At 58.7% G+C, this 22,050-nt stretch carries 23 protein-coding genes; 8 read left to right on the forward strand and 15 right to left on the reverse strand.

The window, feature by feature from the left end; genetic code table 11:
- Positions 1-146 precede the first annotated feature (146 nt).
- From msrQ to CKW26_RS11365, 6 genes are all read right to left on the reverse strand, one after another.
- Entirely contained in the window at positions 147-770 is a 624-nt protein-coding gene (msrQ, locus tag CKW26_RS11340; RefSeq protein ID WP_095048650.1) for a protein-methionine-sulfoxide reductase heme-binding subunit MsrQ, read from the reverse strand.
- Positions 770-1,783, reverse strand: a complete 1,014-nt coding sequence (gene msrP, locus CKW26_RS11345) for a protein-methionine-sulfoxide reductase catalytic subunit MsrP (protein WP_095048651.1) — start codon at positions 1,781-1,783, stop codon at positions 770-772. The genes msrQ and msrP overlap by 1 nt, the downstream gene beginning before the upstream one ends.
- Positions 1,784-1,846: 63 nt before the next feature.
- Positions 1,847-2,704, reverse strand: coding sequence for a CDP-diacylglycerol--serine O-phosphatidyltransferase (gene pssA, locus CKW26_RS11350; protein WP_016983477.1), 858 nt, complete (start codon positions 2,702-2,704; stop codon positions 1,847-1,849).
- 150 nt (positions 2,705-2,854) lie between these two features.
- Positions 2,855-3,871, reverse strand: coding sequence for a ketol-acid reductoisomerase (gene ilvC / locus CKW26_RS11355; protein ID WP_007909969.1), 1,017 nt, complete (start codon positions 3,869-3,871; stop codon positions 2,855-2,857).
- Between the two features lie 48 nt (positions 3,872-3,919).
- Positions 3,920-4,411, reverse strand: coding sequence for an acetolactate synthase small subunit (ilvN, locus tag CKW26_RS11360; protein ID WP_003176102.1), 492 nt, complete (start codon positions 4,409-4,411; stop codon positions 3,920-3,922).
- A 2-nt stretch (positions 4,412-4,413) separates the two neighbouring features.
- A complete protein-coding gene (locus CKW26_RS11365; RefSeq protein ID WP_093434972.1) occupies positions 4,414-6,138 on the reverse strand; it encodes an acetolactate synthase 3 large subunit in 1,725 nt (574 codons plus the stop codon).
- Between the two features lie 399 nt (positions 6,139-6,537).
- On the opposite strand from CKW26_RS11365, the gene CKW26_RS11370 reads away from it, so the two are divergent.
- Positions 6,538-6,954, forward strand: a complete 417-nt coding sequence (locus CKW26_RS11370; protein ID WP_095048652.1) for a DUF4124 domain-containing protein — start codon at positions 6,538-6,540, stop codon at positions 6,952-6,954.
- Positions 6,955-7,059: 105 nt separating this feature from the next.
- Here CKW26_RS11370 and CKW26_RS11375 read toward each other — a convergent pair whose 3' ends face one another.
- Genes CKW26_RS11375 through mrcB form a run of 3 tightly spaced genes read right to left on the reverse strand, consistent with a single transcriptional unit; the run spans position 7,060 to position 10,485 of the window.
- The gene (locus tag CKW26_RS11375; RefSeq protein ID WP_095048653.1) at positions 7,060-7,395 is read right to left on the reverse strand and encodes a YqcC family protein; all 336 of its coding nucleotides are present in this window, start codon (positions 7,393-7,395) and stop codon (positions 7,060-7,062) included.
- Positions 7,395-8,144, reverse strand: a complete 750-nt coding sequence (locus CKW26_RS11380; RefSeq protein WP_095048654.1) for a hypothetical protein — start codon at positions 8,142-8,144, stop codon at positions 7,395-7,397. Before CKW26_RS11380 ends, CKW26_RS11375 begins: the two co-directional genes overlap by 1 nt.
- Positions 8,145-8,160: 16 nt before the next feature.
- Complete coding sequence (mrcB, locus tag CKW26_RS11385; RefSeq protein ID WP_095048655.1) at positions 8,161-10,485, reverse strand: penicillin-binding protein 1B; 2,325 nt, start codon at positions 10,483-10,485, stop codon at positions 8,161-8,163.
- 118 nt (positions 10,486-10,603) lie between these two features.
- On the opposite strand from mrcB, the gene CKW26_RS11390 reads away from it, so the two are divergent.
- The 4 genes from CKW26_RS11390 (at position 10,604) to CKW26_RS11405 (ending at position 13,971) form a co-directional block, all read left to right on the forward strand.
- Complete coding sequence (locus CKW26_RS11390) at positions 10,604-12,160, forward strand: bifunctional aminoglycoside phosphotransferase/ATP-binding protein (RefSeq protein WP_095048656.1); 1,557 nt, start codon at positions 10,604-10,606, stop codon at positions 12,158-12,160.
- Positions 12,161-12,250: 90 nt separating this feature from the next.
- A complete protein-coding gene (locus tag CKW26_RS11395; RefSeq protein ID WP_007909940.1) occupies positions 12,251-12,595 on the forward strand; it encodes a pentapeptide repeat-containing protein in 345 nt (114 codons plus the stop codon).
- Positions 12,596-12,881: 286 nt separating this feature from the next.
- Positions 12,882-13,154, forward strand: a complete 273-nt coding sequence (locus CKW26_RS11400; RefSeq protein WP_003228231.1) for a TfoX/Sxy family protein — start codon at positions 12,882-12,884, stop codon at positions 13,152-13,154.
- A 16-nt stretch (positions 13,155-13,170) separates the two neighbouring features.
- Positions 13,171-13,971 carry a Crp/Fnr family transcriptional regulator gene (locus tag CKW26_RS11405; protein ID WP_095048657.1) on the forward strand — a complete coding sequence of 267 codons (801 nt, stop codon included), beginning with the start codon at positions 13,171-13,173 and terminating at the stop codon, positions 13,969-13,971.
- Positions 13,972-14,199: 228 nt separating this feature from the next.
- Here CKW26_RS11405 and CKW26_RS11410 read toward each other — a convergent pair whose 3' ends face one another.
- From CKW26_RS11410 to CKW26_RS11425, 4 genes are read right to left on the reverse strand one after another with little or no spacing between them, the layout of a single operon-like run.
- Positions 14,200-15,051, reverse strand: a complete 852-nt coding sequence (locus CKW26_RS11410; RefSeq protein WP_095048658.1) for a ChaN family lipoprotein — start codon at positions 15,049-15,051, stop codon at positions 14,200-14,202.
- A 21-nt stretch (positions 15,052-15,072) separates the two neighbouring features.
- Entirely contained in the window at positions 15,073-15,840 is a 768-nt protein-coding gene (locus tag CKW26_RS11415; protein WP_095048659.1) for a heme ABC transporter ATP-binding protein, read from the reverse strand.
- A complete protein-coding gene (locus tag CKW26_RS11420; protein ID WP_095048660.1) occupies positions 15,840-16,877 on the reverse strand; it encodes an iron ABC transporter permease in 1,038 nt (345 codons plus the stop codon). Before CKW26_RS11420 ends, CKW26_RS11415 begins: the two co-directional genes overlap by 1 nt.
- Positions 16,874-17,746 carry a hemin ABC transporter substrate-binding protein gene (locus CKW26_RS11425; RefSeq protein WP_095048661.1) on the reverse strand — a complete coding sequence of 291 codons (873 nt, stop codon included), beginning with the start codon at positions 17,744-17,746 and terminating at the stop codon, positions 16,874-16,876. Before CKW26_RS11425 ends, CKW26_RS11420 begins: the two co-directional genes overlap by 4 nt.
- Before the next feature lie 166 nt (positions 17,747-17,912).
- On the opposite strand from CKW26_RS11425, the gene CKW26_RS11430 reads away from it, so the two are divergent.
- Positions 17,913-18,230, forward strand: a complete 318-nt coding sequence (locus CKW26_RS11430) for a Rieske (2Fe-2S) protein (protein ID WP_095048662.1) — start codon at positions 17,913-17,915, stop codon at positions 18,228-18,230.
- On the opposite strand, the gene sfsA is transcribed toward CKW26_RS11430, so the two are convergent.
- A complete protein-coding gene (gene sfsA, locus CKW26_RS11435) occupies positions 18,227-18,940 on the reverse strand; it encodes a DNA/RNA nuclease SfsA (RefSeq protein WP_095048663.1) in 714 nt (237 codons plus the stop codon). The genes CKW26_RS11430 and sfsA overlap by 4 nt on opposite strands.
- The gene (locus CKW26_RS11440) at positions 18,940-20,112 is read right to left on the reverse strand and encodes a pyridoxal phosphate-dependent aminotransferase (RefSeq protein ID WP_095048664.1); all 1,173 of its coding nucleotides are present in this window, start codon (positions 20,110-20,112) and stop codon (positions 18,940-18,942) included. The genes sfsA and CKW26_RS11440 overlap by 1 nt, the downstream gene beginning before the upstream one ends.
- A 334-nt stretch (positions 20,113-20,446) precedes the next feature.
- Here CKW26_RS11440 and dksA point away from each other — a divergent pair, with 334 nt between their 5' ends.
- On the forward strand, positions 20,447-20,890 hold the full coding sequence (gene dksA, locus CKW26_RS11445; protein ID WP_007909922.1) for an RNA polymerase-binding protein DksA: 444 nt from the start codon (positions 20,447-20,449) through the stop codon (positions 20,888-20,890).
- A gap of 192 nt (positions 20,891-21,082) precedes the next feature.
- Positions 21,083-21,979 carry a tRNA glutamyl-Q(34) synthetase GluQRS gene (gene gluQRS, locus CKW26_RS11450; protein WP_095048665.1) on the forward strand — a complete coding sequence of 299 codons (897 nt, stop codon included), beginning with the start codon at positions 21,083-21,085 and terminating at the stop codon, positions 21,977-21,979.
- Positions 21,980-22,050: the final 71 nt, after the last annotated feature.

Below are 22,050 nucleotides of genomic sequence, written 5' to 3' on the forward strand. Positions count from 1 at the left end.
CTCTTTTTCAACTTCCTTCTGGCTTCGATGAACTGAAGCAACCTGCCGCCGAAACCTACATAACTCATTGAATCTCAAGGAGTTTTCCGTTTCGACTGCGCCGGAAGTGGGGCGAATTATAGACATCTGAAATTCGCCGTCAACCGTTAATTTCGCTTTTCTTGCAAAACCTGCTTTTTAGCCAGCAAACGCGGGATCCGACGCATCACTGGCGGAATACGCAGCACCAGAAGCATCGCGCCTACAAAGGCATAGATCGCCCATTCCTCTAGATCAGCACGCACGATCCACAGCATATGCAGCAAACCCAGGCCAAGAATCACATAGACCAGACGATGCAGCTTCTTCCAGCGCGAACCCAAACGACGCTGACTGTAGCGATTTGACGTCAGCGCCAGCGCCAACAATCCGAGAAAACCCAAAGCCCCCACTATTATGTAGGGCCGCTTACGCAACTCGACAGTCAGCTGCGACCAATCGAAACCCAGAATAAACGCCATATAACTACACAGATGCAAAACCACATAGGCAAAACACCAGAGCCCCAGCTGTCGGCGCACTGCAATCCACCCAGCCCAGCCGGTGAGCTTCTGCATAGGTGTCATGCTCAGAGTGATCAACAACAACACCAACGTCCCCAAGCCCAGCCGATCCACCAGCACTTTGCCAGGATCAGGCCCGAGCAAATCCCCGAGAGCCTGATACAACCACAGCATCGGCCAGACTGCCGCCGCAATGAAAACGCCTATACGCCAGTACGGGAATCGCATCAGTAATTCTTCCGCAGATCGAGCCCTGTGTATAAAGAAGCGACTTCATCCGAGTAGCCGTTGAACATCTGCGTATCCCGCACATTTGGCTTGAACAGACTGTTTGGCAGTCGCCGCTCCCGCGCCTGGGTCCAGCGTGGGTGATCAACCGTCGGGTTCACATTCGCATAGAAGCCGTATTCATCTGCCGCGATACTCTGCCAGGTCGTCTTCGGCTGCTCGCTGACCAGGCTGATACGGACGATGGATTTAACGCTCTTGAAGCCGTACTTCCATGGCACCACCAAGCGCAGAGGCGCACCGTTCTGATTCGGTAACTCGCGGCCATACATACCAACCGCCAGAATCGCCAGTGGATTCATCGCCTCATCCAACCGCAAGCCTTCTACATAAGGCCAATCGATCAGGGCAAACCCTGAACGCTGGCCAGGCATGCTCTTGGGATCCTGCAAGGTTTCAAAACGGATGTATTTGGCCTTGGACGTTGGCTCGACCTGCTTGAGCAGCGCCGAGATTGGAAAACCGATCCACGGAATGACCATCGACCACGCCTCGACACAGCGCAAGCGATAGATGCGCTCTTCCAATTGGTACGGCTTCATGAAGTCTTCCAGCGCATAGCGCCCTGGCTTACCCACCTCCCCGTCGACCACCACACTCCATGGTTCGGTTTTCAGCGAGCCCGCATTCGCCGCCGGGTCGCCCTTGTCGGTACCGAACTCATAAAAGTTGTTGTAGTGAGTGGCGTCTTTATAAGGCGTGATCGCCTCATCCTTGACGTTGACCGCTCCCCATTTAGTAGAAGGCAGCTTCTCAGTGAACCATGCAGGTGCCTTGCCCGGCTCGACATCGGCATACCGCGCCGCATCGTCGGCATTGGCCCAGCGCGGCAGGCTGCTGACGGCGATACCGGCAGCAGTGACCCCCAATAATTGGCGGCGAGAAAGATAAATGGCTTCAGGCGTGACATCCGACTCGTGGCAGTCGGACGCTTTGGGGACTTTGATCAACATGGCAACTCCGCAGCTTTGGAGGACAGATGCACCCATAGACTGCGGAGTATGCGGAAAATTACATCACTCGGCTTTTTTGTGCCGACGAAGATGCAATAAGTACTGCACCGGGCCGGAAGCGGCGTAGGCAAGGAACACCAACAGCAGAATGCGCGGTGGATCGCTAAACACCACGGCAAACACCAGCACTACCGCAAGAATCGCCACAAACGGTACGCGCCCCTTCAAGTCCAGCTCTTTAAAGCTGTTGTACTTGATGTTGCTGACCATCAGCATGCCGGCAGCCGCCACCATCAACGCGACCAGGAACGACATCTTCGAACCCTGGATCCCGTAATCACTGAATGCCCAGACAATCCCCGCCACCACACCGGCCGCTGCCGGACTGGCCAGACCGATGAAGTAACGTTTATCCGCCGTGCCAACCTGCGTATTGAAACGCGCCAGACGCAACGCCGCGCCTGCTACATAGATGAAGGCAACCATCCAGCCGACCTTGCCCATGTCGCCCAACGCCCAACCGAATGCCAGCAACGCCGGTGCAACACCGAACGCGACCATATCCGACAGCGAGTCGTACTCGGCGCCAAAGGCACTTTGCGTATTGGTCATGCGCGCGACACGACCGTCGAGGCCGTCGAGCACCATGGCGACGAAAATCGCGATCGCGGCGAACGCGAAATACTTGCTAGCGTTCGCCGAATCACCGGCACTCAACGCAGCCTGGGCGCTCATCGAGTTGATGATGGAGTAAAACCCTGCGAACAGGTTTGCAGTGGTGAACAGGTTCGGCAGCAGATAGATACCACGATGCCGGACTTTACGACCTTCTGCGTCGTGCCCTTCTTCGATGTGTTCATCGATGGGCAACAGGCTTTCGGCGTCAGAAGCCTTGTTCGGCTCTTCGGGACGTTCGCTCATGGACATTACCTTGCAACGGTTTGAAGAAAATTCGACAGATGCTTGAGGACGACAGTTCGGCCACAAACGCTGCAGCTTTATACCAGAACCACCGCCTCAAACGAAAAAACGCGGCCGAGGCCGCGTTTTTTTCATACAAGGGACAACGACTTAGTTTTTGGCTTTGTCGACGATCTTGTTGGCACCGATCCACGGCATCATGGAGCGCAGTTGCTCGCCGATGACTTCGATACCGTGAGCGGCGTTGTTACGACGCTTGGCGGTCATCGAAGGGTAGCCGGTTGCGCCTTCGCTGATGAACATTTTGGCGTATTCGCCGTCCTGAATACGTTTCAGGGCGTTGCGCATGGCCTGACGGGATTCGGCGTTGATCACTTCCGGACCGGTCACGTACTCGCCGTACTCAGCGTTGTTGGAGATCGAGTAGTTCATGTTGGCGATACCGCCTTCGTACATGAGGTCAACGATCAGCTTCAGTTCGTGCAGGCACTCGAAGTAGGCCATTTCCGGCGCGTAGCCAGCTTCAACCAGGGTTTCGAAACCGGCTTTTACCAGTTCAACGGTACCGCCGCACAGAACGGCTTGTTCGCCGAACAGGTCGGTTTCGGTCTCGTCCTTAAAGGTGGTTTCGATGATGCCGGTACGACCGCCACCAACGCCAGCGGCGTAGGACAGCGCAACGTTTTTGGCGTTGCCCGAGGCGTCCTGGTAGATAGCGATCAGGTCAGGGATACCGCCGCCCTTCACGAACTCGGAACGTACGGTGTGACCCGGAGCTTTCGGCGCGATCATGATCACGTCGAGGTCGGCACGCGGAACAACCTGGTTGTAGTGGATCGCGAAGCCGTGGGAGAAGGCCAGGGTGGCGCCTTTCTTGATGTTCGGCTCGATTTCGTTTTTGTACAGCGAGGACTGGAACTCGTCCGGGGTCAGGATCATGACCAGGTCGGCGGCAGCAACAGCGGAAGCAACGTCGGTCACTTTCAGGCCGTGAGCTTCAGCTTTGGCAACAGTGGCCGAACCTTTACGCAGACCAACGGTAACGTCGACACCGGAGTCTTTCAGGTTGCACGCTTGGGCGTGGCCCTGGGAACCGTAACCGATGATGGCAACTTTCTTGCCCTGGATGATCGACAGGTCGCAGTCTTTATCGTAGAAAACTTTCATGAATTTCCCCTTTATATCCAGGCCGTTCAGGCCATTCGCTAATTTGGTTTAGATGCTGAGTACTTTGTCGCCGCGGGCAATGCCGGTCACGCCGCTACGGACGGTTTCCAGAATCGATGCGGTGCCGATGGACTGAATGAAGCTGTCGAGCTTGTCGCTGGTACCGGTCAATTGAACGGTATACACGCTGGCGCTGACGTCGACGATCTGTCCACGGTAAATATCGGTGGTGCGTTTGATCTCGGCGCGCTGGGCGCCAGTGGCCTTGACCTTGACCAGCATCAGTTCGCGCTCGATGTGAGCGCTTTCCGACAGGTCCACCAGCTTGACCACTTCGATCAGCTTGTTCAGGTTTTTGGTGATCTGCTCGATGACTTCATCGTGGCCCACAGTGGTCAGCGTCAGACGCGACAGGGTCGGATCTTCGGTCGGGGCCACGGTCAGGCTTTCGATGTTGTAGTTGCGCTGCGAGAACAGGCCGACTACGCGAGACAAAGCGCCGGGTTCGTTTTCCAGAAGCAAGGAAATAATGTGCCGCATGATTAAGTACGCTCCGTCTTGCTCAGCCACATATCGCGCATCGAGCCGTCTTTGATCTGCATCGGATAGACGTGCTCGCTGGTGTCGACCGAAATATCGATCACGACCAGGCGATCCTTCATGGCGAACGCTTCTGCCATCTTCGACTTCAAATCTTTCGATTCGGTGATGCGTACGCCAACGTGGCCGTAGGCTTCAGCCAGCTTGACGAAGTCAGGCAGCGATTCCATGTAGGAGTGTGAGTGGCGGCTGCCGTAGCTCATGTCCTGCCACTGACGAACCATCCCCAGAACACCGTTGTTGAGGATGACGATTTTCACTGGCAAGCCATACTGCAGGCAGGTCGACAGTTCCTGGATGTTCATCTGGATACTGCCTTCACCGGTGACGCAGGCAACGTCGTCATCCGGGAAGCTCAACTTGATGCCCATGGCCGCCGGAAAACCGAAGCCCATGGTGCCCAGACCACCGGAGTTGATCCAGCGATTCGGCTTGTTGAACGTGTAGTACTGCGCAGCGAACATCTGGTGCTGACCCACGTCGGAAGTGATGAAGGCATCGCCTTTGGTCACTTCGCAGAGGGTTTCGATCACGGTCTGCGGCTTGATCAGGCTGCCGTCGCCCTTTTCATAAGGGAACAGGCCGCGATCACCGCGCCATTCATCCACCTGCTTCCACCAACTGGCCACGGACTCCTTGTTCGGGGTCTCGCCGATTTCCTTGAGAATCGCGACCATTTCAGTCAGAACACTCTCAACCGGACCAACAATTGGCACGTCGGCCTTGATGGTCTTGGAAATCGAAGCCGGGTCGATATCGATGTGAATGATCTTGGCGTTCGGGCAGAACTTCGCTGCGCCATTGATCACGCGATCGTCGAAGCGTGCGCCGACAGCCAGGATCACGTCAGCATGGTGCATCGCCAAGTTGGCGGTGTAACTGCCGTGCATGCCGAGCATGCCGATGAACTGACGATCAGTCCCCGGGAAACCACCCAGGCCCATCAAGGTGTTGGTCACTGGCAGGTTGAGCATTTTCGCCAGTTCGGTCAGCGGTGCGGAACCGTTGCCGAGAATTACGCCGCCACCGGAGTACATGACCGGACGCTTGGCCGCCAGGAGCATTTCTGCTGCCTTGCGGATTTGCCCGGAGTGACCACGAACGGCCGGGCTGTAGGAACGCAGCTTGGCTTTCTTCGGGAAGATGTATTCGAACTTCTCGGCCGGGTTGGTCATGTCTTTCGGGATATCGACCACGACCGGCCCCGGACGACCGGATTGCGCCAGGTAGAAGGCCTTCTTCATGACTTCCGGGATTTCCGAGGCGTGCTTGATCATGAAGCTGTGCTTCACGATCGGCCGGGAGATACCGATCATGTCGGTTTCCTGGAACGCGTCGGTGCCGACCATGGTGCTTGGCACCTGACCGGAAATGATCACCATTGGAATCGAGTCCATATAGGCGGTCGCGATACCGGTAATGGCGTTTGTGGCGCCAGGACCGGACGTCACCAATACCACGCCGGCTTTACCGGTGGCACGGGCATAACCGTCAGCCATATGGGTTGCCGCTTGTTCGTGACGAACCAGAATGTGAGTCACTTCCGGTTCTTTGAACAGGGCATCGTAAACATGCAGGAGAGCACCACCCGGGTACCCGTAGATATATTTGACGCCTTCGTCACGCAAGAAGCGGACGAGCATCTCACCGCCAGATAAAAGCTCCACGTTGTTCACCTCTAAAACGCCAGAATACCGTCCACAAAAAAGGGGCGGGTCTTAATAGGTTTACTTCTCGGCAGAGCATGAGCGACGGTGGTCGCCGACTACGTCAGCACTGACTGAGCAAGTATTGGGATCGTCCCAAGTGTTGCGGGCCTTTCCCACCCAGCGCGAGGTAACGCGTTGCGGGTGTAACAGGTCGGCGCGGATGTGCGCCTCATGATCTACCGAGTGGGTCTGCTTCTGGCAGTCCCTCTACAGCGGACTTTGGATTCTTCTGTTTCGCCCTCTCCAAGTCAAGTCGTCTGTGTGGTTAATTGTGGGTAAGCACATGAGAACGCAAGAAAAAACCTGAAAACCGCTACTCTGTTAGTGTCAATTGCGCAATTTTGCCAAGGAATCAGCATGCGAACGCTCCTCCTTACTCTGCTGATCGGCCTCAGCCCATGGTGCATGGCCGCTCAAATCTACAAATGGGTCGATGCCCAGGGGGTCACGCACTTCGATGCGCAGCCGCCACCGGGTCAGCAGTCGACAACCTTGCAGACGCCCTCCTCGCCCCCACCGAAACCGGCGGCAATGCCGGGCAGCGGTGTATTGGGCGATCAGAAGGCGATTGATGACAGGGTGAAGAAACAGGTGGCCGACCAACAGGCGCAGCTCAAACAGTTTTGCGAGCAAGCACGCACGAACCTTGCGCAATTGCAGAACAATCCGCGTTTGAGGGAAGAGGTGGAGGGACAGATGCGACGGCTGGATGATGCGCAGCGTCAGGAACGCATTGTCGAGGCTCAGAAACAGATAGCCGAGAATTGCCAATAGGCATCTGCAGGACTGTAGGAGCTGTCGAGTGAGACGAGGCTGCGATCTTTTGACTTTAAAGTTCAATAGATCGCAGCCTTCGGCAGCTCCTACACAGAATCGGTATTAGCGCGAGGCAGTGATCAACAGGTCAAACTCTTTGAGCAGCACCTGAAGCTGACGATCCTTGCCACCCAGGTTGCGCTGGGCGAAGACCATTTCAGCCATTTCCTGAATCCCCGAGGCATTCGGCAATGGCAGATCCTCCTCAAGGATGTATTTCATCTTCGGCAGGAAGATCCATTGCAGCCACTGCTCGAAATCCAGCGTATCGACCGAAAACGGCTCGACACTGCTCAACGCTTCCGCCGACGGCGGAACCTCGTCCCACCAGCCTTGAGTGCGCAGTTCACGCTCGATCAGCAACAGCTGATCGGCGATTTTCGGGAAACGGGCATCCATCACAGCGAAACCTTGGCCTTCTGACGGGCCTGAGCGGCGCCCGCTGAATCGCCTTGTTTCTCACGGGACTGAGCGATGACTTCCCACAGGTTGGCCTGCAGGTCCGGACGACCGTTGGCCATGGTCAGCGCACGACGGGCGAACTGCTCGGCTTGCGGCGCATCACCTTGGGCCATGCGCACTTGCGCCAAGCGATAAAGCACTTGCGGCTCACGCGGGGCAACTCGCTGAGCACGCTCCAGGCTGGAGGACGCACCGTTGAGGTCGCCGCCGGCCTGTTGCTGCTGCGCTGTGGTCAGCAAGGCGAGCACCGGACCATCCAGTTGCTCGTCGGCGGAAAGTCCACCGCCACTGCTGGCCGAAGGAATTCCGCTCGGCGTCGAAGGCATGTTGTAAGTGCCCGAGTTGATCGGCGCCGATTCAACTGCTGATGGGTTGTACGGCCCAGGCGTGATACCACCGGACGCCGGACCCGGCACGATTGGCGAGGAGCTGATCGGCGCAGAAGTCGTCGCGCCGCCACCAGGCACCATCACCACCACGCCAGTGTCACCTTGCGGAATCGCCTGGGTCTGGCCCTGTGCTGGACGCTTCACCGTCGTTTGACGGAAGCCGCCATTGGCCGAAATACGTTCGCTGTTGGACACCGCAGTACCGGAGTCAACCACTGGAATCGAACCACGCTGTACGGTAGAGCAGCCGCTGAGCAAAGCCACGGCGGTCACCGCTGGAATCAACCACTTGTTCACTTGAAACCCTCTTTGCTTAATTCATCCAGCCCTTGACCCAATCCATCACCGACTCGCCGGAGGCAGGCGTTTCGCCCGCACACGCGGCGCCGGGTGGCGGTTCGCTGCCGCGAATATACGGCATCTGCACCGCCCCCGGACAGTTGGCATCGGAACCCTGCCCGGTACGCGAATCGACCCAAGCCTGTACGACATTGTCCGGCTGCGGCATGTCCAGCGGTAGCGGATCGGCCTTGCGCATGAAACTGGTCCAGACCTGCAACGCACCGGTGGCCCCGGTGAACGGCGTCTTGCCGTTGTCATCGCGCCCCAACCAGACCACCGCCAGCAGATCCTGACTGAAGCCGGCGAACCAGCTGTCCCGGGAATCGTTACTGGTACCGGTCTTGCCCGCCAGCGTCAAAGTCTTGGGCAGCACGTTATAAACCGAGCTGCCGGTACCTTCACGCATCACGCGCTGCATGGCGTTCTGGATCAGATAGATGGACGCCGGATCGAAACGCTGCTCGATCTGGAACGGATAACGCTTGAGCGGTTCGCCCTCGGCGGTCAGCACACTGCGAATGCCGCGCATCGGCGTATTGAAACCACCGTTGGCCAGCGTCTGGTACATGGTCGCGACTTCGATCGGGGTCATGCCACCGGCGCCAAGCAACATCGACGGGAATGCCGGGAACTCACGCGTTACGCCCAGACGACCCAAGGTCTTGAGTACGTTAGGTACGCCCACTTCCAGGCCCAGACGCGAGGTCGACAGGTTGTAGGAATGCGCCAGGCCTTGATAGAGGAACACGGTGCCGTGGGAGCGACGGTCGTAGTTCTGCGGTTTCCACACCTGACCGTTCGCGCCTTTGACCGACAACGGATCATCAGACAGCCAACTGGTCAGGGTGTACTGGCTCGGCTTTTCCAGCGCAGTCAGATAAACCGCAGGCTTGATCAACGAGCCGATCGGTCGCACGGCATCCAGTGCGCGGTTGAAACCGGCATAACTGGCCTGACGACTGCCGATCATTGCCTGGACCTCGCCGGTTTCCGGATTGGTCACGACCATCGCCGCTTCGACATCGTCGGAGCCCTTGCGCCCGGACAGACGTTTAAAGGTGTCGTTTACCGAGGCCTCGGCTTTCATCTGCAGGATCGGGTCGAAGCTGGTGAAGATGCGCAGACCTTCTTCGGTCAAGTCTTCGTCGCGATAGTCTTCACGCAACTGGCGTTTGACCAGATCGATAAAGCCCGGGAACGAGCTGTCGGCGAGCTTGCCGCGAGTAGTCACGCCCAGCGGCATTTTCTTCGCCGCTTCAACCTGTTCGGCCGTCGCCACGCCTTGCTGCTCAAGCACGTCGAGCACCAGGTTACGCCGCTCCAGCGCGCGCTCAGGATTGCGACGCGGGTTGTAGTAGGACGGACCTTTGACCATGCCGACCAGCATCGCCACCTGATGTAGCTTCAGCTCGGACAATGGCTGGCCAAAGAAGAACTGGCTGGCCAGACCGAAGCCGTGCACCGCGCGCTGACCATCCTGCCCGACGAAGACTTCGTTGAGGTAGGCCTCAAGGATTTCCTTTTTGTCGTAATGCAGCTCCAGCAGCATCGCCATCATCGCTTCGGTGAGCTTGCGGGTCAGGCTGCGTTCATTGGTCAGGTAGAAGTTTTTCACCAACTGCTGGGTCAGCGTACTGCCGCCCTGCGTCATCTTGCCGCCCGAGGTGTTGACCCAGATAGCCCGGGCAATCGACTTCGGCGACACGCCCCAGTGGCTATAGAAGTCGCGATCTTCGACAGCGATCAGAGTTTCGAGCAGATACGGCGGCACTTGATCGAGCTTGATCAGAATGCGGTCTTCAAGATTCTTCGGATAAATACCGCCGATCATCAGCGGTTCGAGGCGCACCACAGACAATTTCGATCCGTTGGTCGCCGACAGCTCAGCCACATAATCGCCAGAGAAACGCACGCGCACCGGCTGCGGTTTCTCCAAGCCTTCATAGAACTGGAAGCCACGGGTATTCAGATCGACGGTGTTGCCGCTAACGGCTGCCGCGCCGGGACCATTGCTCACGGCTTCGCGGCGATAACCGAGGGCATCGAGTTCGGTAAGGAAGTCGTCCTTGCTGAGCTTTTGTCCGACGAACAGCTCGAGCGGCCGCGCGTAAACCTTGGCCGGGATGGTCCAGCGCTTGCCGGAGAACTTCTCCTGCACCACGGCATCGAGGTAAACGGCGAAGCCAGCCAGCACGACAAGGCCGACCAGACTGAGTTTAATGGCCCAGCTCAACCATGGGCTAAGGCCCTTGGAGGGTGGTTTTTTCTTGGTACGGGGGGATCGAGTTCGAGTCATGGCGGCGGATTATACGCACTTTATTCATCCTCAACAGGAGCGCTCCGAGGTTTGCGTCGGGCTGGCGAGCGGCCATAATGGCGGCCTCGAATTTCCCCCAGTCTCTGAAGGATCGCCCGTGAGCCAGTCTCTGATCGCTGCCCTGCAAAACCCGGCCCTCTACCCGCACCCTGTCGAAGGGTTTCAGGTCATCGAAACCCATATCTCGTGGGTGATCCTCACCGGTCCCTTCGCTTATAAAATGAAGAAGCCGGTTAATTTCGGCTTCCTCGACTTCACTGGCCTCGAATCGCGCGCGCATTTCTGTGCGGAAGAGCTGCGTTTGAACCAGCGCCTGACCGATGATTTGTATCTGGAAGTGTTGCCAGTCACCGGCAGCCTTGAAGCACCGCAACTGGGCGGCGACGGTCCGGCCATCGAATACGTACTGAAAATGCGTCAATTCCCGCAGAGCGGTTTGCTCAGCACCTTGCAAGCCAAGGGTGAGCTGACGACTCGGCACATCGACGAGATGGCAGAGCAGATCGCACGCTTCCACCTCACCGCGCCAAAGGTCCCGGCCGAACACGACGCCGGCACCCCGGACAGCGTGATGGCGCCGGTCTCGCAAAACTTCGAACAGATCCTGCCGTTTCTCAGCGACAAAAACGATCTGCTGCAACTCGATGCACTGAAAGCCTGGGCCGAAAGCAGCTTCGAACGTCTCAAGCCACTGTTCGCTCAGCGCAAGACGGAGGGTTTCACCCGTGAATGCCACGGCGATATCCACTTGGGCAACGCCACGGTCATCGACGGCAAAGTGGTGATCTTCGACTGCATCGAGTTCAACGAACCGTTCCGCTTCACTGACGTCTGGGCCGACACCGGTTTCCTCGCGATGGACCTGGAAGACCGTGGTCTGAAATCCCTGGCGCGCCGCTTCATCAGCCAGTATCTGGAACTGACTGGCGACTATCAGGGCCTGGAAGTGCTGAACTTCTATAAAGCCTACCGTGCACTGGTGCGCGCCAAGGTTGCCCTGTTCAGCATGCCGGCGGACGCGACCCCGGTGCAGCGCGCCACCACCCTGCGCCAGTACCGCAACTACGCCAACCTGGCCGAAAGCTACAGCACCATTCCTTCGCGCTTCATGGCGATTACCCACGGCGTTTCCGCTGTCGGCAAGAGCCACGTGGCCATGCGTCTGGTCGAAGCGCTGGGCGCAATTCGCCTGCGTTCCGATGTCGAGCGCAAGCGTCTGTTCGGTGAGCAAACCGTTGCCAACGACGTGCAGGCCGGTATCTATAGTGCCGACGCCAGCGCCGCCACTTACGCGCGTCTGCATGAAATCGCTGAAGTGATCCTGCACGCTGGTTTCCCGGTGGTCATTGACGCGACTTACCTCAAACGCGAACAACGCGACAACGCGGCAAAGATCGCCGAAGCCACCGGCACGCCATTCCTTATCCTCGATTGCAACGCGCCACAAGCGGTGATCGAAAGCTGGCTGGCGATCCGTCAGGCCGACCAAAAGGATCCGTCCGACGCCACCCTGGCGGTGATCGAAGCGCAGCAGGCCAATCGCGAAGCGCTGACGCCGGAAGAAATCCTGCGCAGCAAACGCGTACAGACCAATGAGTCCGGCACGCTGGACACCGTGGTCGCGCAGATTCGTCAGCGCCTGCCAGGCCTGTAAGAAACTATTTCGGCCGTGAAGCCCTCGCTTGCTTCACGGCCGTCAAATAGTGGCACTATACTGGCGTCATAAAACCAACGGTGATATGACATGAGCCAGCCGAAACTTCTCGACACCCCGCTATATGCCTTGCTGCACAAAGACGACATCACAGGTTTCAACAAAGAGCGCCCACAAGATGGCCCGATCGACATGGTCGGCGGCGATTTCCGTGGTCTTGATTTGCGTGAACTGAATGCCGATGGCGTGGATTTCAGGGACGCGTATTTCCGTTCTGCCGATCTGCGAGGCATCGATTTCCGCAATGCGTCGCTGGAAGGCGCGAGCCTGGCTCACGCGCAGATTTCCGGGGCTTACTTCCCGCCGGAACTGAGCGCTGACGAGATTCTGATGTCGATGAATTTCGGCACGCGCCTGCGCTATCGCACCCGCTGATAGTTGCCTCCCCTCTGACACGACGCCCACCCTGTAGGAGTGAGCCTGCTCGCGATAGCGGTCTAACATTCAACACATGTGTGCCTGCCAGTCCGCTATCGCGAGCAGGCTCACTCCTACATTGATATGTGTTTTTTCCCCTTCTTTCTGCGTTCGCAGGCCTTTCAAGCGCCCTTTCTTAGAAGCGTTTGCGTTGAATCCGACCAAACAATCACGCTTTTCCTACTGATGGCTACACTCCTGAGAAGCTCGCCCACGCACCATTCGGCCGTCGCAAGGAGGCTTGATGAATGATGAACTGCAACACCTGAAGAATCTTGGCAAGACGTCGGCGCAATGGCTGCATGCCGTGGGCATCCACAGCGCCTCGGACTTGCGTCGCCTGGGCGCGGTGGACGCCTACCGGGCCGTGCGTACCCGCGGGTTTCGCGCATCGAAGGTGTTGCTGTATGCGATCGAAGGCGCGCTGATGGATGTGCACTGGAACGACATCCCCGCTGAACGCAAGGACGCCCTCAACAAGCAACTCGAAGCCATTTCCTCGCGCCACAAGAACTGAACGGGCATTGACCGTCATGTATTTACTTGGGGAACAATCGGCCTGCGCCGATGCCTTGATCAACCGTTTGCAGAGCTTGCCCGCACTGTGGCTGCGCGATTTGGCGCCTTGCGGGCCGATGCTGGAACTGGAGGCGGCGGATGATTTGCTGACGCAGTTACCCGCCGATCAGCTATTCATGCTGAATGAAGGGATGATCAACGGCTGTATCGGCGCCCGTCCGCTGTTTTATTGGCAGGACGGCGATTTGATCGGCCTTCAGCAAGGTGAGGACTGGGCTGATTGCCGTTTGTGCAGTGACGGGGCGTTGCGCTTGACGCCCTATTGGCGCCGTGAGGTTTTCCAGCATGTGTATGCCGACGCTCATCGGGCAGACCAGTTTCTAGAGTATCTGCTGGGGCAGATGGCGATCCTCGCCCATGCCGTCGCGGAACTGAAACCGCGTGAGTTTCGCAGCACCAATGGCTTCAAACGGGTCGAGGCGGGTGAAATCCTGATTAACCAAGGGGACGCGGCTGATCACGTGTTCGTGATCATCGACGGGCATGCCGAAGCGTTTGTCGACGGGCATAAGGTGGGAGATGTGGCCAAAGACGAGATTTTCGGTGCCATGGCCGTGTTTACCGGCGAGCCACGCAATGCCACGGTGATAGCACGAGAACCGAGCACGGTGATGCTGATTCCCGGTGATCATTTTTTGAGCATGACCCGCACCAATCCAAAGATCGCCCACAGCCTGATCGAGAGCATGGCACGGCGGATCGGCCAGTTGAATCGGCAGATCACGCAAATGACACCGACTGAAGGTCAACGCTAAAAGTCTTTGTTTGCGGGGCGTACCGACCATTTTCCGGACGATTTCAAAGAAACGGAAAAACAGTTGTTGACTCGGTAATGAGAATCGCTATGATTATCACAACTGGTCGCGAGATCAGTCGATATTCTGAAAAGCCCTTGGTTCGGACTCTCAGATTATCTCCTCATCAGGCTAATCACGGTTATTTGACCCGGTTTTTACCGGGTCTTTTTTTTGCCTGTGGAAAAGTCATTTGCCGAACTGTTTACGCATCTGCTCGCAGTAATCCTGTTTTGGCGTGGCCGGCGTGTACCAAACGTAATCGGCCATCGCAGCCGTTACCTCGGAGCCATGCTCCGCCAACAGCAACACGGTGGGTGCCTGGGCGGCGCCCAGATCAACAACATGCAACGGCACGCCGACGTCCTTGCGCGCATGCCACGCACCGGCCAGCAGGACTGAAGGTGAAGGAGCCGCCAGCAGACGCTCGGCCATACGCCGATCACGTTGTTGCTGAACGGCGAGCATCGCCGGCATCTGTGATTCGGGCAGCAGGCCACAATGGGAATCGCTGATCTGTTCCAGCAAAACAGCTTTCACGGATGCTGTATTGCTGCTCTCCCCGTTAAGCACAGGCGGATCACGATAGAAGGTGCGGATTTCAGCGCTGTTCAAATTCGCCGCCAGCAGTGGATACGGCTGAGTCAGCGCGAAGCGGACAATGGGTCCATAGAGATTCCAGTCCCAGCCGTCCTTCCAGGCCAATGCGGCTGGGAAGTCCGCGGGCGGCGTTGCAGCCTGGCGCACTTGATCAATGCGAGGCTGCTGATCCGGCGTGAGCATTTCCAGTAACAGACTGCCCTGCGGCCGCTGCTCACCGAGCGAGCGCAACAGCCACAATTGCGCGGCGTGATGATCGGCGTTGTCATGCTGTTCACCGATAATCAGCCGTTCAGACTCGACAAGACGCGTCAGCAACTGCTGTGCCGTCAGCACCTGACCGTTGCGCAGGTCGCGAATCTCGCCACTGATCGGCGGTGGCGCCGCAACATGCTGACACCCCGCAAGTAACATCACCGCCAACAACCACAACCCACGCATGCCATCACCTCAAGGATCCTGTCAGCGGGCGATGATCAGCGGATGCCCGCGCTCCGGGTGCGGCTGCACCAACACTTCGAGACCGAATACGGCCTGAAGCGTGTCCGGACGCAAAACCTGCTGCGGTGTATCCAGCGCCACCGGACGCCCACCCTCCAGCAGCAGAATGCGATCACAATAACGCGCCGCCAGATTCAGATCATGCAGGATCACCAACACCGCCGCGCCACGATCGGCAAACTCGCGTACGGCCTGCAGTGTCGTATGTTGATGCAGCGGATCAAGCATCGAAGTCGGCTCATCCAGCAACAGTGTCTGCCCGGCCTGCCCCGGCCAAAGCTGCGCGAGCACCCGCGCCAGATGCACACGCTGACGCTCGCCCCCGGACAGCGCCAGATAACTGCGACCACTCAAGTGCCCGGCATCCGCTGCCGTCAATGCCTGTGCGATGATTTCGGCATCCCGCACCCGCCCGCTTTGCCAAGGCAAGCGGCCCATGCCGACCACTTCCTCAACGCGAAAAGCAAAATCCAGGGTCGACACCTGAGGCAACACCGCCAGTCGTTGCGCGCGCTGCGGGCCAGTCCAGTGGCTCAACGCTTGCCCGTCGAGCGAAACCCCGCCCGCGCTCGCTGCCAGCTCACCGCACAAGGCACCGAGTAACGTACTTTTGCCAGCACCGTTCGGCCCAAGCACACCGAGCACTTCACCCGGTTCGACCTGCAACGAGACATCGCTGAGCACAGCCTTGCGACCCCGAAGGATGTGCAGATTCTGCGCACGCAACATCAGGCACGCCCTCGCAGCAGCAAATAGAGAAAGAACGGCGCACCGATAAACGCGGTGACGATGCCGATCGGCAACTCTGCCGGCGCCAGCGCCAGCCGCGCGACCAGATCAGCCAACAGCAACAGGCTCGCCCCCGCCAGCACTGAGGCCGGCAGCAACACTTTGTGATCCGGTCCCGCCAGCAAGCGCACCAGATGCGGCACCACCAGCCCGACAAAACCGATCATCCCGGCTGCCGCCACTGCTGCGCCAACCCCCAGCGCCGTGCAAAACACCAATTCACGCTTGAGCCGCTCGACATCAATGCCCAAATGACCAGCCTCGGATTCCCCGAGCAGCAAGGCATTCAGCGCTTTGGCGCGACGTGGCAACCACAACGCCACGCCGGCGCTGATGATCAGCAATGGCCACAGCCGCGCGTAACTAGCGCCGTTGAGACTGCCGAGATTCCAGAACGTCAGCGTGCGCAGGGTCGCGTCATCCGCCAGATAAGTGAACAGCCCCACCGCCGAACCGGCCAGCGCCGTCAGTGCGATGCCCGCCAGCAACATGGTCGCGACGTTGGTCTGGCCATTACGGCGACCCAGTCGATACACCAGCGCCGTCACGCCGAGGCCGCCGAGAAACGCGCAGACCGACAGCAGGTACGGCCCGAACCATTCCGGCAGGCCGCCAAAAAAAGCACCGCCGACAATCGCAATCGCTGCGCCCAATGCCGCGCCGCTGGAAACACCGACCAGTCCCGGATCGGCCAGCGGATTACGAAACAAGCCCTGCATCGCCACGCCGGACAACGCCAGCACACCGCCCACTGCCAGTCCCAGCAGCGTTCGCGGCAGACGAATCTGCCCAAGGATCAGTTCAGCCTGCTCCAGTCCGTCCGGTGCCAACGGCACACCAAGCATGCGTAGCGCAGCACGCAAAGTGTCGAACAACGGCAGACTGACGGGCCCGAGTGCCAACGATAGCCAGATCGCCAATAAACACAGGAGCGTCAGGCCAATGAACAAGCCACGGGGTTTTACCAGTGTGGTCATTGGCCGCTCTTGGCCGGGTAGAAACCGTCAGTCAGGGTTTTCAGCGCTGCCGGCAAACGCGGCCCGAGCCCACCGACCAGCAGGGTCGGATCCAGCTCCAGCACACGCCCGGTCTTCGCGGCGCGACTTGAATTGAGAATAGGGTTTTCCTTGAACAGCGCCGCTTTCGCCGCCTCACCGGTCAATGCACGGTCGGCGAACACCAGCACTTCAGGATCGAGACTGGCGAGGGATTCCACGGAAAACGGCTTGTAACCCGTGTGCGTGGCCAGGTTATGTCCGCCCGCCTGTTGCAGCAACCAGTCGGCGGCGGTGTCCTTGCCAGCAATCAATGGCTTGCCACCGGCATGTCCAAGCAACAGCAACACACCCGGCGCTTTTTGTTTAGTCTGCACTTCAGTAACCCGAGCCTTCTGCGCATCGAGTTGCTGTTGATAACTTTGCAGCAGTTGCGCGGCCTGAGCCTGTGCGCCGAGCAATTGGGCCAAATGAGTAACGTTTTTCTCCAGCGTTGGCAGATCTGGCTGAGCCGAAAACAACGCCACCTGAACCCTGGCCGCTTTTACCTGCGACAGTACCGGTGGCGGGCCCATTTCTTCGGTGCCGATCAGGATATCTGGGCGCAAACTGAGAATGCCCTCAGCGGACAGACTGCGCTGATAACCAATACTCGGTAGCGCCTTCAACGACTCCGGATGCTGGCTGGTGGTGTCGACACCGACCAGTTTCGACTCGCCCCCCAACGCACTCACCCACTCCGACAGCGCACCGCCAGCACTGACCCAACGTTGCGGCAAATCGGCCGCTGCAGCCTGGTGGCTGACCAAAAGTCCGACACACAGCACGGCAACGCGGGTACTCAGGCGCATACACAGCTTCCTTGAATAAGGTTTTTTCCCGGGCATCCGGATGGCAGGCCAAGTATCCTCGACATCTGCCAGACGCCTACGGGTGAAGGCCGCCATTTGATAATTGTTTGCATTTAAACGTCAAGCTCGGACATATCCAGACACGAGCGGACACTAGAGGATAGCCATGAAGTTTCTCTGCGCGGGCGCCGATCTGGCCGAAGCGAAAAGTCGTGGTTTCGAGATCGACGGAAAAAAGCTGTTTGCCGTGCGTCGCAATGGTCAGGCCTATGTCTACCTCAATCGCTGCCCGCACCGGGGCGTGGGTCTGGAATGGCAACCCGACCGGTTTCTCGACCCGAGCAACAGCCTGATCCAGTGCGCCACCCACGGCGCACTGTTTCTGATCGAGGACGGTGAATGCGTCGCCGGCCCCTGCGCCGGGCAAGCACTCACCGCCATTCCTTGCCGGGAAGACGTGCAAGGGCTGTGGATCGATGTTTAACCGTTAAGCAGCACCTCGAGACGCCGGTCGATGACCATCTCTTCATGGTCCAGCCGCACGCCATACGCCAGCACCTCAACGCCACAAGCCACCGCTTCGAGAAGCGCATCGGCGTAGGCCGAATCGATTTCCCTCGCCGGTCGCACCGCGTCAATCCCGGTCAGATTGACGCAATACAACTGCACCGCCCGAATTCCGTCCCGCGCCAGATGCGCCAATTCACGCAAATGCTTGGCGCCGCGCTGGGTCACCGCATCGGGAAACGCCGCCACGGCAGTGCCGTCGAAACCGAGGGTGACGCTTTTCACTTCAACATAAGCCGGGCCGCTCGGGTATTCGAGGCGGAAGTCGATTCGGCTCTTTTCCTGCCCGTACGCGACTTCACGTTTCAATGCGGTAAAGCCGTTCAACTCGCTGATGACGCCGGCCTGCAGCGCCTCCTCGACCAAACCGTTGGCCCGTGCGGTATTCACGCAAAACAACCGACCCTGCGGGGTTTCACCAATTTCCCAAGTGCCCGGTAATTTACGTTTCGGGTCATTTGAGCGGCTGAACCAGACCTGCCCGCCTTCGACCTGACAGTTGAGCATCGAACCAGTGTTCGGGCAGTGAATGGTCAGCAACTCGCCGTCAACGGTTTCGATATCGGCGAGAAAACGCTTGTAACGACGGATCAGTCGCGCCTCTTCCAGAGCAGGATAAAAGCGCATCAGCCTTGCCAGCTCTTCAAGCCACGGGCAATACGCTCCACTGCTTCCTGTAGGCGAGGGAGGTTTTGCGTGTAGGCAAAACGCACATGGTGGCTGGCCTGATAGCGACCGAAATCCAGACCCGGGGTGAACGCTACATGTTCGGTTTCAAGGAAATGACGGCAGAACGCGAAGGCATCGCCGCCGAACTGGCTGATATCGGCGTAAAGATAGAACGCGCCTTCCGGCTCCACGGCGATGTTGAAACCCAACTCGCGCAACGCTGGCAGGAGGAAATCACGGCGGCGACCAAATTCGGTGCGGCGCTCTTCCAGAATGGCGATGGTGTCCGGTTCGAAACAGGCCAACGCCGCATACTGCGCCATGCTCGGTGCGCTGATGTAGAGGTTCTGCGCCAGTTTTTCCAGCTCGCTGACGGCAGCGTCCGGCGCCACCAGCCAGCCGAGACGCCAGCCGGTCATGCCGAAATATTTGGAGAAACTGTTCAATACAAAAGCGCTGTCGTCGACTTCCAGTACGCTGGCGGCATCGGTGCCGTAAGTCAAACCGTGGTAGATCTCGTCCACCACCAGATGTCCGTGCCTGGCCTTGATGGCGGTGGATAACCCGGCCAGTTCATCGCGGGTCAGGATGGTGCCGGTCGGATTGGCTGGCGAAGCGACCAATGCACCGACGCTGTCGTGATCCCAATGACGCTCGACCAGATCCGGAGTCAACTGATAGCGCACGTCCGGCCCTACAGGAACAAGCTGCGCCGCACCTTCCACCAGGCGCAGAAAATGCCGGTTACACGGATACCCCGGATCCGCCAGCAGCCAGTGTTTACCTGGATCGACCAGCAAAGCGCTGGCCAGCAACAGCGCACCGGAACCACCCGGCGTGATCAGAATCCGCCGTGGATCGATGTTCAAGCCGTAGTGCGATTGATAAAAACCGGAAATCGCCTCGCGCAATTCAGGAATGCCGCGCGCAGCGGTGTAACGGGTCTTGCCCGCCGTTAAAGCGGCCTGCCCGGCACGGATGATCGGCTCGGCAGTAGTGAAGTCCGGCTCGCCGATTTCCAGGTGGATCACGTCGTGGCCTTCAGCCTGTAATTCATTGGCCCGCGCCAGCAGCGCCATCACATGGAACGGTTCGATCGCACGACTGCGCGCACTGTAGGGCTGAGCCATTGGTTTTCCTTCGGCAGGGAAAAAGAGACGATTCTACCCATCTGCCGGAACGAGCGAGAACCCGCAGCGGTCACAGCCTCAAGAACGCTGGACTGTAACGATATGAGCGTACGCTCCAGGATTGACTAAAATCAGTGATTGAACAGGTCTTCAGCACCACCAGACACGGCTTGCCAAACATTTGCAAGCGCCACCCGCCGGGGCCTCGACATCCGGGAGTAGCGCAGGCCGAATTGATCTGGTAAGTTCGCCCGCTTGCAGCCGCAGGGCCGGCAGGTGTCGGTGATGGAGCAATCCTGCGCAATGGATTACAAGAGTAGAGGCGGTCCATTTCATGCCCACCCAAGCAAAGCAACAGCAGCAAACGGCGATCAGTGGCTTCGAACCTTACGTTCAGGCCAAAGACGAAGAGTACATGGGCAAACCCATGCGCGCGCACTTCACCAAGATCCTGACCAAGTGGAAACTGGACTTGATGCAGGAAGTCGACCGAACTGTTGATCACATGAAGGACGAAGCGGCCAACTTTCCCGACCCGGCCGACCGTGCCAGTCAGGAAGAAGAGTTCGCCCTTGAACTGCGCGCCCGTGATCGCGAGCGCAAGCTGATCAAGAAGATCGACAAGACACTGCAACTGATCGAAGACGGCGAATACGGCTGGTGCGATTCGTGCGGCATCGAGATCGGCGTCAAGCGCCTTGAAGCCCGTCCTACCGCCGACATGTGCGTCGACTGCAAGAACCTGGCTGAGATCAAGGAAAAGCAGGTCGGCAAGTAACCTCGACCTGAACGAAAAACGGAGCGTGCGAACGCTCCGTTTTTGTTTCTGCCTTTTGCCTTTTGTAGGAGTGAGCCTGCTCGCGATAGCGGTGGGTCGGTCAATATCGGTGTTGAATGTCACACCGCTATCGCGAGCAGGCTCACTCCCACAGGTTGACCTGCGTATAGCCTGAAAAGTAGCTTCGTCTCCATGACTGCCAAAACATCCCCCGCCTACATCGGCCGCTTCGCCCCAACCCCCAGTGGCCACTTGCACTTCGGTTCGCTGGTTGCCGCCCTCGCCTCTTACCTCGACGCTCGCTCGGTCGGCGGTCGCTGGCTGGTGCGCATGGAAGATCTCGACCCACCCCGCGAAGAACCCGGCGCACAAGCGGCGATTCTCAAGGCGCTGGAAAGTTACGGCTTCGAGTGGGATGGCGACATGGTGCGCCAGAGCGATCGCCACGACGCCTACGCGGACGTGCTCAACAGCCTGTTCAATCACGGCTTGGCCTACGCCTGCACGTGCTCGCGCAAACAGCTCGAAGCGTATAACGGGATTTATCCGGGCCTGTGCCGCAATGCCGGCCACGATCAGCAAGACGCCGCTATCCGCCTGCGCGTACCCGAACTGGAATACCACTTTATCGACCGCGTGCAAGGCGAATACCGCCAGCATCTGGGTCGCGACGTCGGCGATTTCGTGATCCGTCGCCGTGACGGTCTCTACGCCTATCAACTGGCGGTGGTGCTCGACGATGCCTGGCAAGGTATCACCGACATCGTGCGTGGTGCCGACCTGCTCGACTCGACGCCGCGCCAACTCTATCTGCAAGAGTTGCTGGGGTTGCGCCAGCCGCGCTATCTGCACCTGCCGCTGATTACCCAACCGGACGGCAACAAACTCGGCAAGTCCTATCGCTCGCCGCCGCTGCAAGCCGATCAAGCGACACCGTTGTTGCTGCGCGCCCTGCGTGCTCTGGGGCAAAACCCTGGCGCCGAACTGGCCCACGCCTCACCGCAAGAATTACTCAAGTGGGGCAGCACACACTGGGATGCCACGAAGATCCCGCGCACACTGACCCTGCCCGAAGCGCAACTGCTATGACGACACTTGCAGTCGTGCGCCCATCCGTTACCATCGCCGCACGTTTTCGGGCACGCGCATAAAAAAGAGAG

It is taken from the genome of Pseudomonas sp. Irchel s3h9 (assembly GCF_900187475.1).
GTDB lineage: Bacteria > Pseudomonadota > Gammaproteobacteria > Pseudomonadales > Pseudomonadaceae > Aquipseudomonas > Aquipseudomonas neuropathica.

Bases quoted from the DNA above. Each gene is read 5' to 3' on its own strand.
- msrQ (WP_095048650.1), bottom strand. From the start codon at position 770: ATGCGATTCCCGTACTGGCGTATAGGCGTTTTCATTGCGGCGGCAGTC.
- msrP (WP_095048651.1), bottom strand. From the start codon at position 1,783: ATGTTGATCAAAGTCCCCAAAGCGTCCGACTGCCACGAGTCGGATGTC.
- pssA (WP_016983477.1), bottom strand. From the start codon at position 2,704: ATGAGCGAACGTCCCGAAGAGCCGAACAAGGCTTCTGACGCCGAAAGC.
- ilvC (WP_007909969.1), bottom strand. From the start codon at position 3,871: ATGAAAGTTTTCTACGATAAAGACTGCGACCTGTCGATCATCCAGGGC.
- ilvN (WP_003176102.1), bottom strand. From the start codon at position 4,411: ATGCGGCACATTATTTCCTTGCTTCTGGAAAACGAACCCGGCGCTTTG.
- CKW26_RS11370 (WP_095048652.1), top strand. From the start codon at position 6,538: ATGCGAACGCTCCTCCTTACTCTGCTGATCGGCCTCAGCCCATGGTGC.
- CKW26_RS11375 (WP_095048653.1), bottom strand. From the start codon at position 7,395: ATGGATGCCCGTTTCCCGAAAATCGCCGATCAGCTGTTGCTGATCGAG.
- mrcB (WP_095048655.1), bottom strand. From the start codon at position 10,485: ATGACTCGAACTCGATCCCCCCGTACCAAGAAAAAACCACCCTCCAAG.
- CKW26_RS11395 (WP_007909940.1), top strand. From the start codon at position 12,251: ATGAGCCAGCCGAAACTTCTCGACACCCCGCTATATGCCTTGCTGCAC.
- CKW26_RS11400 (WP_003228231.1), top strand. From the start codon at position 12,882: ATGAATGATGAACTGCAACACCTGAAGAATCTTGGCAAGACGTCGGCG.
- CKW26_RS11405 (WP_095048657.1), top strand. From the start codon at position 13,171: ATGTATTTACTTGGGGAACAATCGGCCTGCGCCGATGCCTTGATCAAC.
- CKW26_RS11410 (WP_095048658.1), bottom strand. From the start codon at position 15,051: ATGCGTGGGTTGTGGTTGTTGGCGGTGATGTTACTTGCGGGGTGTCAG.
- CKW26_RS11415 (WP_095048659.1), bottom strand. From the start codon at position 15,840: ATGTTGCGTGCGCAGAATCTGCACATCCTTCGGGGTCGCAAGGCTGTG.
- CKW26_RS11420 (WP_095048660.1), bottom strand. From the start codon at position 16,877: ATGACCACACTGGTAAAACCCCGTGGCTTGTTCATTGGCCTGACGCTC.
- CKW26_RS11425 (WP_095048661.1), bottom strand. From the start codon at position 17,746: ATGCGCCTGAGTACCCGCGTTGCCGTGCTGTGTGTCGGACTTTTGGTC.
- CKW26_RS11430 (WP_095048662.1), top strand. From the start codon at position 17,913: ATGAAGTTTCTCTGCGCGGGCGCCGATCTGGCCGAAGCGAAAAGTCGT.
- sfsA (WP_095048663.1), bottom strand. From the start codon at position 18,940: ATGCGCTTTTATCCTGCTCTGGAAGAGGCGCGACTGATCCGTCGTTAC.
- CKW26_RS11440 (WP_095048664.1), bottom strand. From the start codon at position 20,112: ATGGCTCAGCCCTACAGTGCGCGCAGTCGTGCGATCGAACCGTTCCAT.
- dksA (WP_007909922.1), top strand. From the start codon at position 20,447: ATGCCCACCCAAGCAAAGCAACAGCAGCAAACGGCGATCAGTGGCTTC.
- gluQRS (WP_095048665.1), top strand. From the start codon at position 21,083: ATGACTGCCAAAACATCCCCCGCCTACATCGGCCGCTTCGCCCCAACC.